Annotated in this window: 10 protein-coding genes; 6 read left to right on the forward strand and 4 right to left on the reverse strand. The window is 59.6% G+C overall.

Annotated features, from left to right (window positions below; genetic code table 11):
• The first annotated feature begins 142 nt into the window (after positions 1–142).
• A complete protein-coding gene (locus tag ACSQ87_RS00885; RefSeq protein ID WP_436273180.1) occupies positions 143–1,906 on the forward strand; it encodes a cation:proton antiporter in 1,764 nt (587 codons plus the stop codon).
• A 21-nt stretch (positions 1,907–1,927) separates the two neighbouring features.
• Here the strand turns inward: ACSQ87_RS00885 and ACSQ87_RS00890 are convergent, their stop codons facing one another.
• From ACSQ87_RS00890 to uvrD, 3 genes are all read right to left on the reverse strand, one after another.
• On the reverse strand, positions 1,928–2,335 hold the full coding sequence (locus tag ACSQ87_RS00890) for an SMI1/KNR4 family protein (protein ID WP_008156656.1): 408 nt from the start codon (positions 2,333–2,335) through the stop codon (positions 1,928–1,930).
• A 136-nt stretch (positions 2,336–2,471) separates the two neighbouring features.
• On the reverse strand, positions 2,472–3,344 hold the full coding sequence (locus tag ACSQ87_RS00895; protein WP_348131669.1) for a Tim44 domain-containing protein: 873 nt from the start codon (positions 3,342–3,344) through the stop codon (positions 2,472–2,474).
• Between the two features lie 311 nt (positions 3,345–3,655).
• The gene (uvrD, locus tag ACSQ87_RS00900) at positions 3,656–5,839 is read right to left on the reverse strand and encodes a DNA helicase II (protein WP_056738578.1); all 2,184 of its coding nucleotides are present in this window, start codon (positions 5,837–5,839) and stop codon (positions 3,656–3,658) included.
• Between the two features lie 258 nt (positions 5,840–6,097).
• On the opposite strand from uvrD, the gene ACSQ87_RS00905 reads away from it, so the two are divergent.
• From ACSQ87_RS00905 to ACSQ87_RS00915, 3 genes are all read left to right on the forward strand, one after another.
• The gene (locus ACSQ87_RS00905) at positions 6,098–8,971 is read left to right on the forward strand and encodes an EAL domain-containing protein (protein ID WP_436273181.1); all 2,874 of its coding nucleotides are present in this window, start codon (positions 6,098–6,100) and stop codon (positions 8,969–8,971) included.
• 135 nt (positions 8,972–9,106) lie between these two features.
• Entirely contained in the window at positions 9,107–9,973 is an 867-nt protein-coding gene (hexR, locus tag ACSQ87_RS00910; RefSeq protein WP_008156648.1) for a transcriptional regulator HexR, read from the forward strand.
• 215 nt (positions 9,974–10,188) lie between these two features.
• Positions 10,189–10,398, forward strand: a complete 210-nt coding sequence (locus ACSQ87_RS00915) for a PA3496 family putative envelope integrity protein (protein ID WP_223431317.1) — start codon at positions 10,189–10,191, stop codon at positions 10,396–10,398.
• Here ACSQ87_RS00915 and ACSQ87_RS00920 read toward each other — a convergent pair.
• Positions 10,340–11,302: a LysR family transcriptional regulator gene (locus ACSQ87_RS00920; RefSeq protein ID WP_046044972.1), complete on the reverse strand. Its 963-nt coding sequence runs from the start codon at positions 11,300–11,302 to the stop codon at positions 10,340–10,342. The two genes, ACSQ87_RS00915 and ACSQ87_RS00920, sit on opposite strands and share 59 nt — an antisense overlap.
• A gap of 190 nt (positions 11,303–11,492) precedes the next feature.
• On the opposite strand from ACSQ87_RS00920, the gene ACSQ87_RS00925 reads away from it, so the two are divergent.
• Both ACSQ87_RS00925 and oadA read left to right on the forward strand, forming a co-directional pair.
• Complete coding sequence (locus ACSQ87_RS00925) at positions 11,493–12,908, forward strand: acetyl-CoA carboxylase biotin carboxylase subunit (protein WP_008156643.1); 1,416 nt, start codon at positions 11,493–11,495, stop codon at positions 12,906–12,908.
• 11 nt (positions 12,909–12,919) lie between these two features.
• Entirely contained in the window at positions 12,920–14,728 is a 1,809-nt protein-coding gene (oadA, locus tag ACSQ87_RS00930; RefSeq protein WP_223431316.1) for a sodium-extruding oxaloacetate decarboxylase subunit alpha, read from the forward strand.
• Positions 14,729–14,750 lie beyond the last annotated feature (22 nt).

The raw sequence follows: 14,750 nt of genomic DNA on the forward strand, positions 1-14,750 counted from the left end.
TTTTTCAAACCAACAGTTATCGGGACGCCGGGCGGGTGGCTGCCGTCACGCCCGGATCGATCTGTTTCCATATATTGCACCGCCTTTGCAGCGGAAGTCGTGGTGTTAACCTCCAAAAGTCCCCCTTAAGGAGCCCCACACCATGCATGCCATCAGTTTTATTCAAGATCTGGCAGTGATCATGTTGATCGCGGGTGTGGTGACCGTGCTGTTTCATCGCTTCAAACAACCGGTGGTACTCGGCTACATCGTCGCCGGCTTCATCATCGGTCCGCACACCCCGCCGTTCAGCCTGATCCACGATGAAGAAACCATTAAAACCCTTGCCGAACTCGGGGTGATTTTCCTGATGTTCTGCCTGGGCCTGGAGTTCAGCCTGCGCAAGCTGTTCAAGGTCGGCGCCACGGCGTTCATCGCGGCGTTCCTAGAAATCGTGCTGATGATCTGGATCGGCTACGAGATCGGTCGCTGGTTCGATTGGAACACCATGGACTCGCTGTTCCTTGGCGCGATCCTGGCGATTTCCTCAACCACCATCATCGTCAAGGCGCTCAACGATCTGAAAATGAAGAACGAGCGCTTCGCGCAGCTGATTTTCGGTGTGCTGATCGTTGAAGATATCCTCGGCATCGGCATCATCGCCTTGCTGTCGAGCATCGCGGTCAGCGGCACGGTCAGTTCCGGCGAAGTGTTTTCCACGGTCGGCAAGCTCTCGCTGTTCATGATTGTCGCACTGGTCATCGGCATCCTGTTGGTGCCGCGATTGCTGGCTTACGTGGCGAAGTTCGAAAGTAATGAAATGCTGCTGATCACTGTATTGGGGCTGTGTTTCGGCTTCTGTTTGCTGGTGGTCAAACTTGAGTACAGCATGGTGCTCGGTGCCTTCCTGATTGGCGCGATCATGGCTGAATCCCGGCAATTGCTGAAAATCGAGCGCTTGATCGAACCGGTTCGCGACCTGTTCAGTGCGATCTTCTTTGTCGCCATTGGGCTGATGCTCGATCCGATGATCCTGCTGCAATACGCGTGGCCGATTGCGGTGATCACCGTGGCCGTGGTGCTGGGCAAGATGTTTTCTTGCGGTCTTGGCGCCTTTATCGCTGGCAATGATGGACGCACCTCACTTCGCGTCGGGATGGGGCTTTCGCAGATTGGCGAATTTTCTTTCATCATCGCGGCGCTGGGCATGACGTTGCAGGTCACCAGCAACTTCCTTTATCCGGTCGCCGTAGTCGTCTCGGTGATCACCACGTTGCTGACGCCCTACCTGATCCGCGCGGCTGATCCGCTGTCGATCAAGCTTGCCGCGGTGGTGCCGAAGCGACTGGGCAGGGTATTGGGGATGTACGGCGAATGGCTGCGCAGCATCCAGCCTCAGGGCGAGGGCGCGCTGTTGGCGTCGATGATTCGGCGGATTCTGTTGCAGGTGGGCGTCAATCTGGCGCTGGTGATTGCGATCTTCTTCTCGGGCGCTTATTTCGCCGAGCGCATGTCCACTTACCTGCAAGACTGGATCAGTGGCCCGAGCTGGCAGAAAGCGTTGATCTGGGGTGGGGCGTTGCTGTTGTCGCTGCCGTTCCTGATCGCCGCCTATCGCAAGCTCAAGGCGCTCTCGATGCTGTTGGCGGAGATGGGCGTGAAGCCGGAGATGGCCGGCCGCCACACGCAGCGAGTGCGTCGGGTGATCGCCGAAGTGATCCCGATCCTTTCGCTACTAGTGATTTTCCTGCTGCTGGCAGCCTTGTCGGCCAGTATTCTGCCGACCAACAAGTTGCTGGTGCTGATCGTCGTCGTCGCGGCCGCTGTAGCGGCGCTGCTCTGGCGCTGGTTCATCCGCGTGCACACGCGGATGCAGGTGGCGTTGCTCGAAACATTGGACAACCACAAGGATTCGTCCGGGCATTAACCCTGTGGCGCGTCAGGCGTCTTAGCTTTCCAGCCAGACATCCCGCGCCCAGTGCCACACCGATTCCCAGGTTTCTTCGGCGATCAGCTCTTCTTCGGCCAACCACAGCACCACGGTGCCGTCTTCTTCGACCAGGTAGTAGTTGTCACCGTCCTGGCAGATCGGAATCATGCTGCGATCAACACCCGCATCCCAGGCGTTGGCGGCAACGTCCGGCAGGTAGGTGTGGGATTGCGGGTCGGTAACAGTCACCGGCTCCAGGCTGCCGTAGACGACGTCGCTGACGGTCAGCAAAAATTCTCTGAAGACGAATGGAATGTCGATGAACAGCTGTTCTTCGATTTCCACCAATTGATCTTCGTCGGGTAACTCCAAGGGGACCGGTACCGGTTCGTTGGCTTCACGCAGTTGTTCGATGATTTCTTCCACGTCCGGGATCCTCTTGCTTGATGGCGCGGTTTAGTTGGGGCGGTTTATACAGTAGCTCGCTATAGATGCAACCGCGAAATAGAAAACCCCGGCCAAGGCCGGGGTTTTCATTACAGCATGCTTAACGCAGTGGGGATCAGCCGTTCTGGCGGATACCGGCGACCAGCCAAGGCTGGTTCTCGCCCTGCGGACGTTCCATGTTCCAGCTTTCGCTGAACACTTCGCCCTGGTCGAAACGCGAGGTCTTCGACACACCGGTGAAGGTCAGGGTGGCGATGGTCTTGTCGGCACGGTCATCTACGCCGTCCAGTTGAACATTGAGGTTATCAATGTAGGTGGACTGGAAACCGTCGCCCAGATCGGCACGTTCGCGCTTGAGGAACTCCAGCAGTTGCGGGGTCACGAACTCGGCGATCTTGTCCATTTCGTTGGCGTCCCAGTGTTGCTGCAGGGACTGGAAGTGGTTGCGGGCCGCTTCAATGAAGTTCTTCTCATTGAACCAGGCCGGAGCATTGATTACCGGACGAGCGGCAACCGGTGCTGCCGAGCCGCCGAAGATCGAACCCATGGCTGCTGGTTTCTGCTCGAACACTTCACGCTGCATCGGTGCGCCAGCTGGAGCCATGTGCTCCTGCTGCTTGCGACGACGAGCGGCGATGAAACGGAAGACCAAGAAGGCAATAACCGCCATGATCAGGATGTCGAAGATCTGCATGCCCTGGAAGCCGCCGCCCATGAACATGGAGGCCAACAGGCCACCGGCCGCGATGCCGGCCAGAGGGCCGAGCCAGCGCGAAGCACCGCCGGCCTTGGCGGCAGCGCCAGCGGCACCGGCCGCGCCCGCAGTGGCAGCAGCGCCGCCTGCAGCAGAAGAAGGAGCCATTTGGCTGGTCTGGTGAGTCGGCGCAGCGCCGGAGCTCTTGCCGCCACCAAAGCGCTTGGCGTTGGCGTCGAGGCTCATCGTCAGGCCGATGCACAACGCCATGGCGATGCTAAGAAAACGTTTCATAAAGGGAATTCCCATTTGTGGATGGCACGCGCGCCATGTTGCACAGCTGAAGAGTTACTGGCTAGCGGCAGAGTGTTTCGGGCTTTTGCCTGACAGGTTGTGTTCAGCTTCAGTCAGCGCAATAAGGCCTGTTAACTTTGGTCTGTAAGACAAGTGGATAAGTTCTGTAGGAATGCCCGCAACGGGCGCAGCGCGGATAGATCGTTCCCACGCTCTGCGTGGTAACGCCGCCATGGACGCTCTGCGTCCACTGTGACGCGGAGCGTCACGGGATGCATTCCCACGCAGAGCGTGGGAACGATCAGGCCTGACTAAATAGCTTCCAGCTTCGCGTAGCCCAGCATCAGCCACTTGCTGCCTTCGCTGAAGTTCACCTGCACCCGAGCCTGAGCCCCGGCACCTTCGAAGTTCAGGATCACACCGTCGCCAAACACCGAATGCCGTACGGCCTGGCCGAGGCTGAAGCCGGTGTCCGGAATCTCGCTACCGCCAAACAGGCTGCTGGAGCTCTGCTGCTGGCCACCGCCGAACGGACGGCTGACGCTGTTGGACAGCCGCACTTCCTGGATAAGGCCTTTCGGCACTTCACGTACGAAACGCGACACCTTGTTGTAAGTCTCGCTGCCGTACAGGCGTCGGGTTTCAGCATAGGTCATCACCAGATTCTGCATCGCCCGGGTGATACCGACGTAGGCCAAACGGCGCTCCTCTTCAAGACGACCCGGTTCTTCAAGGCTCATCTTGTGCGGGAACAGACCTTCTTCCATGCCCACCAGGAACACATAAGGGAATTCCAGACCCTTGGCGCTGTGCAAGGTCATCAACTGAATGCTGTCTTCGTGCTCGTCAGCCTGAGTGTCCCCGGCTTCCAGCGACGCATGACCGAGGAACGCCGCCAATGGCGTCAGGTCTTCGTCTTCTTCAGCGTTTTCGAAGTTGCGTGCGGCGCTGACCAGTTCCTCAAGGTTTTCTACCCTGGCTTGGCCTTTCTCGCCTTTTTCCGCTTCGTGGTAGGCGATCAGCCCCGACTGCTCGATGACGGTCTGGGTCATCAGATGCAGCGGCATTTCCATGCACTTGGCGGCGAGGTTCTCGATCAACTCGATAAAGGCACCGAGCGCGCCAGCAGCGCGACCGGTCAGGCCTTTATTGGCGACCAGCAGGCGCATGGCTTCCCACATCGACACATCGCTGTGACGGGCATGGTCGCGGATCGCTTCTACGGTTTTCTCACCGATACCGCGGGCCGGAACGTTGATCACCCGCTCCAGCGCTGCATCGTTGCCGCGACCTTCCAGCAAGCGCAGGTAGGCCATGGCGTTTTTGATTTCTGCCCGTTCGAAGAAGCGCTGACCGCCATAGATGCGGTACGGAATGCGCTCACGCAGCAAGGCTTCTTCCAAAACGCGTGATTGGGCGTTGGAGCGGTACAAAATCGCGATGTCGCTGCGGGCCAAGCCGGTTTTCAGCGCGCTTTCGATGGTTTCCACCACGTAACGTGCTTCATCGTGTTCGTTGAACGCGGCGTACAGGTTGATCGCTTCGCCTTCGCCGCCGTCGGTCCACAGCTCTTTGCCCATGCGTCCGGTGTTATTGGCGATCAGGGCGTTGGCCGCTTTGAGGATGCCGGCGGTGGAGCGGTAGTTCTGCTCCAGACGAATGGTTTCGGCATCTGGAAAATCGTCGGAATACTGATAGATGTTTTCGATTTTCGCGCCGCGCCAGCCATAGATCGACTGATCGTCGTCGCCGACCACCATCAGGCTGTCGCCGCCCTTGGCCAGCAGACGCAACCAGGCGTACTGCACGGCGTTGGTGTCCTGGAACTCGTCCACCAAAATGTGCCGGAAGCGTTTCTGATAATGAGCCAGCAAGCCCGGGTGATCGCGCCACAAGTCGAGGGCGCGCAGCAGCAGTTCGGAGAAATCGATCACGCCAGCGCGCAGGCACGCAGCCTCATAGGCTTCATAAATGCTGCGCATGGTTGCCAGAAACAGATCGCCGCTGGCTTGAATGTGTTGCGGACGCAGACCTTCGTCTTTCTGCCCGTTGATGAACCACTGGGCCTGACGGGCCGGCCAGCGTTGCTCGTCCAGGCCCAGCTCGCGGATCACCCGCTTGACCAGCCGTTGCTGGTCGTCGCTGTCGAGAATCTGGAAAGTCTGGCTCAGGCCGGCTTCCTGCCAGTGCGCCCGCAACAAGCGGTGCGCCAGGCCGTGGAAGGTGCCGACCCACATGCCGGCCGGGTTGATACCCATCAGCTGCTCGATGCGATGACGCATCTCGGCAGCGGCCTTATTGGTGAAGGTCACCGACAGGATGGAGTGGGGCGAGGCGTTTTCGACCTGGATCAACCAGGCGATACGGTGCACCAGCACTCGGGTTTTACCGGAACCAGCACCGGCCAGGACCAACTGACGACCCACGCGGGCAGCTACGGCCTGGCGTTGGGCATCGTTGAGGGAGTTCAGCAGAAGGGAGAGATCATCGCGCATCGGGGCATTCTAGGGTGCGCCGTCACACCGGGCAAACCGAGCTTTGCATTAGCCGATGAAAGAAGCACGGATGACGACCGGTCGGTCACTGGCTACAGGCGGTGGCGGGGCTCGCTCCGAGGCTTTTCAGCGGGTATGGGGGGCTGCAGTTTTTGTCGATTTTATGATCTGGAGCAGTTTGGTCCGGGCATTTGCTTGTGTATGCTCCGTCGACGTTTCGGGCTCATGCTCACCATTATAAGAACAAGAACATTGCCTATGACCCTCAGCACCGACCTGTCGGGCCCCGTTGTGGAGCCCCGGGTTATCCGCAAACAGTACGCCATGGAAATGGCGGTCGAACGCACGCGTCTGCTTTATCAGGGCTCATTGCTGCCCACATTATTCATGTTGATCAATGGTCTGGTCTGCGCTGGCTTGCTTTGGAGTCCGCAGCGCTACTTCCTGGTCAGCGTCTGGCTGGTGTGGCTGTTGTCGCTGGTGGCGTTGCGGGTGATTCAAGTCGCGGCCTTCGATTCGGCGATACCCAACCGTCAGGCCCATCCGATCTGGCGCCGCATGTTTTTGCTGGGTTCGGCCATGACCGGCCTGACCTTGGCCGGCGCCGGCATTGCGCTAGTACCCGCCGATAACTTCATGCAACAAGCCTGGGTGTTCGGCCTGATTGGTGCCGCAGCCCTTTCTGCCAGCGTTGCCTACGCGGTCAGCCTGCCGGCGTTCCTGTCCTTTACCTTGCCCTGTCTGTTACCGGCCATCGGCTATCTGTTCTGGGGCGGCGATGAGCAAGATCAGGGCTGGGGCTGGTTCGGCCTGATTTTGCTGGGCGCATTGAGTGTGGTCGCCTGGCAGGTCAATCGGCTCATCGATAGCGGACTGTTGCGGCGCTTCCAGAATCAGGCACTGATCGAGCACTTGCAGCAGGCTCAAAGCTGCAGCGACCAACTCAATCAAAAGCTGGCCAAGGAAATCGACCAGCGCCGTCGTGCCGAAGACGAGTTGCGGCAAATTCAGATCGAGCTGGAAAGCCGTGTTGCCCAGCGCAGCCTGGAGCTGGACGCCGCCAATCAGGCCCTGAGCAAGAGTGAAGCGCGTCTGGCGCTGGCGTTGAAGGCCAGTGAACTCGGGTTGTGGGACTGGAACCTGCAAACCGACGAAGTCCATCACACCCATCTTCAGGAGTTGTTCGGCCTGGAGCCGGAATTCGTGACGGCGATGCTTCGCCACCTCAAGCCGCGCCTGCACCCCGATGACTTGCCGTCGCTCAAGCGTGCGCTGGTCGAGCATCTGAAGGGCCGCAGCGAGGATTATCAGATTGAGTACCGCGTGCGCCACGGCGATGGCCATTGGGTCTGGATCGAGGACCGAGGTCGAGCGGTTGAGCGCGGCGAAAATGGCCGGGTGATCCGTATGGTCGGTACCCGTCGCGACATCAGCGACAGCAAAGCTCTCGAGGAGCAACGGCAACTGGCCGCGACGGTGTTCGAAGCCGCCAGCGAAGGCATCGTGATTTTCGATCCGAATTACGCGCTGATCGCGGTCAACCAGGCCTTCAGCCGAGTCACAGGCTATGAAATTGAAGACATGATCGGACGCAACGTGGTCGAGTTGCCGTGCAGCCGGGATGCCCGCCGGCACTACACGGCGATTCATCAGGCGCTGGAGCAGCACGGCAGTTGGCAGGGCGAGCTGGTAGAAACCCGCAAGAATGGCGAGTTGTATCCGCAATGGTTGCAACTGAACGCTGTGCGCGATGCTCGGGGAAATGTGAGCCATATTGTAGGCTTCTTCGCCGATCTGTCGGCACGGCGCGAATCTGAAGAGCGCATGCGTTACCTGGCGCATTACGACGAATTAACGGGCCTGGCCAACCGTTCTCTATTCCGCGAACGGCTAAGCGAAGCTCATCAGCGGGTGCGCCAGGGCGGCTACCGCAGTCTGGCGTTGCTGCACATCAATCTGGATCGCTTCAAGCTGCTCAATGACAGCCTTGGCCATGAAATCGCCGACCAGCTCTTGCAGAAAATGGCTCGGCGGCTGGTCAATGCGTTGCCTGAAGCGGACACCATCGCTCGCTTATCCGGCGATGAGTTTGCCGTGTTGTTCAATGCCTACGGCAACCTGTCGAGCCTGGCGCGGGTGGCGACCCGACTGTCGACCAAGCTGCGTTTGCCGATCACTGTCGAGGGCCATGAACTGGTGGTTAGCGCGTCCATGGGCATCAGTATGTTGCCGGACAACGCGCGAGAAATTTCCGCGCTGGTCCATCAGTCAAATATGGCCATGCAGCACGCCAAGCATCTGGGCGGAAATAACTTCCAGTTCTACACCGACAGCCTGCAAGCCAGCACGCTGGAGCGCTTGCAGCTGGAAAATCAGCTGCGTAAGGCCATCGAAGAGAAGCAGCTGAAGGTGTTTTACCAACCGAAACTGTGCCTCGCCACGGGGCGGTTGAATGCCGCCGAGGCGCTGGTGCGTTGGGATCACCCGACCATGGGCCGCGTGCCGCCGGGGGACTTCATCGGCCTGGCCGAGGAAACCGGGTTGATCGGCCCGATCGGCGAGTTCGTGCTGCGTCAGGCTTGCTGGCAAGCCTGTGAGTGGCAGCGTCAGGGGCTTGAACCGATACGGGTGTCGGTCAATCTGTCGGTGCATCAATTGCGTCAGGGCAAACTGGTCAGCCTGGTGCGTCAGGTGCTGGAAGAAACCGGTCTGGCGCCGCACTACCTGGAGCTGGAACTCACCGAAAGTCAGTTGCTGGACAGCGTCGAGCACATCATCTCGACCTTCCAGCAATTGCGCGATCTGGGCGTGAAACTGGCGATTGACGATTTCGGCACGGGTTATTCGTCCTTGAGCTACCTCAAGCGCATCCCCGTGGATTACGTGAAGATAGATCAGGCGTTTATCCGCGGTCTGGGGGAGGGCAGCGAGGATGCGGCGATCACCCGGGCAATCATTGCCATGGCGCACGGCCTGTCGCTCAAAGTGGTGGCTGAGGGTGTGGAGCGGGCAGAGCAGTTGGAGTTTTTGAAAGCAGAGCACTGCGATGAAGTGCAGGGCTATTTGATTAGCCGCCCGGTCGAGGCCGATGGCCTGGCGGCGCTGTTGCGTGCGGACGCGAAACCCTTGTAAGGGCTACATGGAGCGCATGTGGCGTGAAATGGGGACATCGAGTTACGCATTGAGCAGGCAAAAAGCCGATTCATGTAGTATAACTACAAGCGTGCTACATCCCCGGCACCTGCCAATAACAAAGAGTCCAGCCCTTTGAATCTGCTGCAACACATCGCCCAGTCACGCCACCTCTTACGCAAGTCGGAGCTCAAGGTCGCCGACCACGTGCTGCTTGATCCTGCGGCGGTGATGCACAGCTCCATGGCCGACCTGGCCCACAACGTGGGCATCAGCGAACCGACCATCGTGCGGTTCTGCCGCGCCATCGGTTGTTCCGGTTTCCAGGACTTGAAGCTGAAGCTGGCACAGAGCCTGGCTGCCGGCGCGAGCTTCGGGCAGTTCGCGATTCATGAAGACGACTCGGTCGCTGACTACAGCCTGAAAATCTTCGACACCACCCTGCACACCCTGATGGAGGTTCGTGAGAAGCTCGATCCGGTGGAGTTGCAGCGGGCTGTGTCGCTCATGTCGCAGGCCCAGCGGGTCGAGTTCTATGGCTTTGGTGCTTCGGGTGCTGTGGCGGCCGATGCCCAGCACAAGTTCTTCCGTTTGTTGCTGACGGCGGCGGCGTATTCCGACCCGCACATGCAGGCGATGTCGGCGGTCACGTTGAAACCGACCGACGTGGCGATCTGTATTTCCCAGTCCGGGCGTTCCAAGGACCTGTTGATCACCGCGAATCTGGTGCGCGAAAGCGGCGCTTCGCTGATTACCTTGTGCCCGAGCCAGACACCGTTGGCCGAACTGTCGACCGTCAACCTGGCGATCGACGTGCACGAAGACACCGAGATCTATACGCCGCTGACCTCGCGCATCGCCCACCTGGTGGTGATCGACGTGTTGGCGATGGGCGTGGCCATGGCGCGCGGGCCGAGCCTGGTCAATCACCTCAAGAGCGTCAAGCGCAGCCTGCGCAGCTTGCGGCTGTCACCCAAGTCGGTAAAAGCGCTGGACGATTGATTCTGCTGGAATTGTGGCGAGGGAGCTTGCTCCCGCTCGGCTGCGCAGCAGTCGCAAAATCTTAGGGCCGCTTCGCGACCCAGCGGGAGCAAGCTCCCTCGCCACAGGTACGGCAGCGCTCAACAAACATTCACATCCCTGTAACCCACCCGCCGCCAAACCGTCATCCCGCGCGCCTATCTTGAAACTCCCGTAATCGCCTTGGGAGACTCGAAATGGCCCAGCCCTACGAAGAACGCAACAGCGCCACCAGAACCCGTCGTCAGCAGGAAGACCAGCGCCGCATGGAATTTCGCCGCGCTATCGAAGATCGCTGCGAACGTCGCCAACTGCTGGCCGAGATCGGTGATTTCCCTGAGCTGGAGCTCAACTACTGGCAGGCGGCACCGGCAACTTCCCGTCGAAACGCTCAACCAGCACGCTGATCTGCACACGCTCGCTGCGAATAAACGCAAGGAACGCGTGCGCCACCGGTGACAGTCGTTTCGCCTTGGCTTGCACCAGGCACCAGCTGCGGTACAGCGGCAGCTCTTCGACCGGCAACTCGATCAATCCGCCGGTCGCCAACTCAAGGTTGAGGGCGTGACGCGTCAACAGCGCCACGCCCAGACCCGCCAGCACACATTCACGCTGGGCTTCGGCTGACGAGACTTCCTGGGTCTGGTTGAAGTGCACGCGCTTCTCTTTGAAATATTCTTCGCAAGCCAGCCGCGTCCCGGAGCCGGATTCGCGCATCAGCAGTGTGTAGGGTTCAAGATCCTGCAAACGCAGCGGGCCCATGTGGCACAGCGGATGATCCGGTGGCGCCACGGCAACGATCGGGTTGTTGAGGAATGGCAAGAACTCCAGCCCCATGTCCTGCGGCACCATGGACATGATCACCAGGTCGTCGCGGTTGTCCGACAGTCGTCGAATGACCTGCCCGCGATTGACCACCGTCAGTTGCAGGTTCACTTCCGGATGCTGGCGCTTGAACGCGGCAAACAGGTGCGGCACGAAATACTTGGCGCTGGATTCCACCGCCAGTTTCAGCTGTCCTTGCAGCGATCCCTGCATGTCTGAAAGCTGCATGTCGAGGTTTTCCAGGCGTCCGAAAATGTCCCGGCTGGCGCGTTGAAGGGCTTCGGCTGCCTCGGTCATGTAGAGCTTTTTGCCGACGTAATCGAACAAAGGCTGACCAATCAGCTCTTCAAGTTGACGAATCTGTAGGCTCACGGCAGGTTGTGTGAGAGACATTTCGTCGGCTGCGCGGCTGTAGGACCGCAAATCACAGACTTCATTGAAGATCTGTAATTGGCGCAATGTCATACGCATCAAGGACTTACGCATTTTTTAGGCGCTCTCACCGCAGGCTGATGAGTCAACTATAAGTCTTTGCTTATGCCTGACCCAATTATTATTCATTTTTGTTAATCCCTTGTGGGGGCTAGTGTGGGGCTGCGACTGAATCGAAACATTTGGTCACGCGTCGACCTGGTCTAGCAGGTCGTGGGTACCACCGGCTCAAGGGAACCTCCAAGTGATAAAAAAGATCCTGATCGCCAACCGTGGTGAGATTGCCGTACGAATCGTGCGTGCCTGCGCCGAGATGGGCATTCGCTCGGTCGCGATCTATTCCGACGCCGACCGCCATGCGTTGCATGTGAAACGCGCGGACGAGGCCCACAGCATTGGTGCCGAGCCACTGGCCGGTTACCTGAATGCGCGCAAGCTGGTGAATCTGGCGGTAGAAACCGGTTGCGATGCGCTGCACCCCGGCTACGGTTTCCTCTCGGAAAACGCTGAACTGGCAGATATCTGCGCAGAGCGCGGCATCAAGTTCATCGGTCCATCGGCTGAAGTGATTCGCCGCATGGGCGACAAGACTGAAGCCCGTCGCAGCATGATCAAGGCTGGCGTACCCGTCACCCCGGGGACCGAAGGCAACGTCGCGGATATCGCGGAAGCTTTGATCGAAGGCGACCGCATCGGCTATCCAGTGATGCTCAAGGCGACTTCCGGTGGTGGTGGCCGTGGTATCCGTCGCTGCGACAGCCGGGAAGAACTTGAACAAGCATTCCCGCGGGTCATTTCCGAAGCCACCAAGGCCTTTGGTTCGGCGGAAGTGTTCCTGGAAAAATGCATCGTCAATCCGAAACACATCGAAGCGCAGATCCTCGGCGACAGCTTTGGCAACGTGGTGCACCTGTTCGAGCGTGATTGTTCGATCCAGCGTCGCAACCAGAAGCTCATCGAGATCGCCCCGAGCCCGCAACTGACCCCTGAACAGCGCGCCTACATCGGCGACCTGTCGGTGCGCGCAGCCAAGGCCGTGGGTTACGAGAACGCCGGTACCGTGGAGTTCCTGCTCGCCGAGGGCGAGGTGTACTTCATGGAGATGAACACCCGGGTGCAGGTGGAACACACCATCACCGAAGAAATCACCGGCATCGACATCGTTCGCGAGCAGATTCGCATCGCGTCAGGCCTCCCGCTTTCGGTGAAACAGGAAGATATCCAGCACCGCGGTTTCGCGCTGCAATTCCGGATCAACGCCGAAGACCCGAAAAACAACTTCCTGCCGAGCTTTGGCAAAATCACCCGTTACTACGCACCCGGCGGCCCCGGCGTGCGCACTGACACGGCGATTTACACCGGTTACACCATTCCGCCGTTCTACGACTCCATGTGCCTGAAACTGGTGGTCTGGGCGCTGACGTGGGAAGAGGCGATGGACCGTGGCTTGCGCGCCTTGGACGACATGCGTCTGCAAGGGGTCAAGACCACCGCCGCGTACTACCAGGAAATCCTGCGTAATCCGGAATTCCGTAGCGGTCAGTTCAACACCAGCTTCGTTGAAAGCCACCCTGAACTGACCAACTACTCGATCAAGCGCAAACCCGAAGAGCTGGCCCTGGCCATCGCCGCCGCCATCGCCGCCCACGCAGGCCTGTGAGGAATAGAACAATGAGCAAACAAATCTACGTTACCGACACAATCCTGCGCGACGCCCACCAATCGCTGCTCGCGACCCGCATGCGCACCGAAGACATGCTGCCGATCTGCGACAAGCTCGACAAAGTCGGCTACTGGTCGCTGGAATGCTGGGGCGGCGCGACCTTCGACGCCTGCGTACGCTTTCTGAAAGAAGATCCGTGGGAGCGCTTGCGTCAACTGCGCGCGGCGCTGCCTAACACTCGCCTGCAAATGCTCCTGCGTGGCCAGAACCTGCTGGGTTACCGCCACTACAGCGACGACGTGGTCAAAGCCTTCGTCGCCAAGGCCGCGGTCAATGGCATCGATGTGTTCCGCATCTTCGACGCCATGAACGACGTACGTAACCTGCGAGTCGCCATCGAAGCGGTGAAAGCCGCCGGCAAACACGCTCAAGGCACCATCGCCTACACCACCAGCCCGGTGCACACCATCGAGGCATTCGTGGCGCAAGCCAAGCAGATGGAAGCCATGGGTTGCGACTCGGTGGCGATCAAGGACATGGCCGGCCTGCTGACTCCGTACGCCACTGGCGAACTGGTCAAGGCGTTGAAATCCGAGCAATCGCTGCCAGTGTTCATTCACTCGCACGACACCGCTGGTCTGGCCGCGATGTGCCAAATGAAGGCCATCGAAAACGGGGCCGACCACATCGACACCGCGATCTCCAGCTTCGCCTGGGGCACCAGCCACCCGGGCACCGAATCGATGGTCGCCGCCCTTAAAGGCAGCGAGTTCGACACCGGCCTGAACCTGGAACTGCTGCAAGAGATCGGTCTGTACTTCTACGCCGTGCGCAAAAAGTACCACCAGTTCGAAAGCGAGTTCACCGCCGTCGACACCCGCGTTCAAGTCAACCAGGTACCGGGCGGGATGATTTCCAACCTGGCCAACCAGTTGAAAGAGCAGGGCGCCCTGAACCGCATGAGCGAAGTGCTGGCCGAAATCCCGCGCGTTCGTGAAGACCTTGGCTTTCCGCCGCTGGTGACCCCGACCTCGCAGATCGTCGGCACCCAGGCGTTCTTCAACGTGCTGGCCGGCGAGCGCTACAAGACCATCACCAACGAAGTGAAGCTTTACCTGCAAGGCGGCTATGGCAAAGCGCCGGGCACCGTGAACGAAAAACTGCGTCGCCAGGCCATCGGCAGCGAAGAAGTGATCGACGTGCGTCCGGCTGACCTGCTCAAGCCGGAGATGACCAAACTGCGTGCCGAAATCGGCACCGTGGCCAAGTCTGAAGAAGACGTGCTGACCTACGCCATGTTCCCGGACATCGGTCGCAAGTTCCTCGAAGAACGCGCTGCCGGCACCCTGACTCCAGAAGTGCTGCTGCCGATTCCTGAAGCCGGCGGTGTGACCTCGGCCGGTGGCGAAGGCGTGCCGACCGAGTTCGTCATCGACGTCCACGGCGAAACCTACCGCGTCGACATCACCGGTGTCGGCGTCAAGGCTGAAGGCAAGCGTCACTTCTACCTGTCTATCGACGGCATGCCGGAAGAAGTGGTGTTCGAACCGCTCAACGAATTCGTCAGCGGCGGCAGCAGCAAGCGCAAGCAAGCCACTGCACCGGGCCACGTCAGCACCACCATGCCGGGCAACATCGTCGACGTGCTGGTCAAGGAAGGCGACACCGTGAAAGCCGGCCAGGCCGTGCTGATCACCGAAGCGATGAAGATGGAAACCGAAGTGCAGGCGGCCATCGCCGGCAAAGTCACCGCCATCCACGTGGCCAAGGGCGACCGGGTGAACCCGGGCGAAATCCTGATCGAGATCGAAGGCTGAGTTAACAGCCTCGATACACCGC

The organism is Pseudomonas sp. LjRoot277 (assembly GCF_964253845.1).
Classification (GTDB): domain Bacteria; phylum Pseudomonadota; class Gammaproteobacteria; order Pseudomonadales; family Pseudomonadaceae; genus Aquipseudomonas.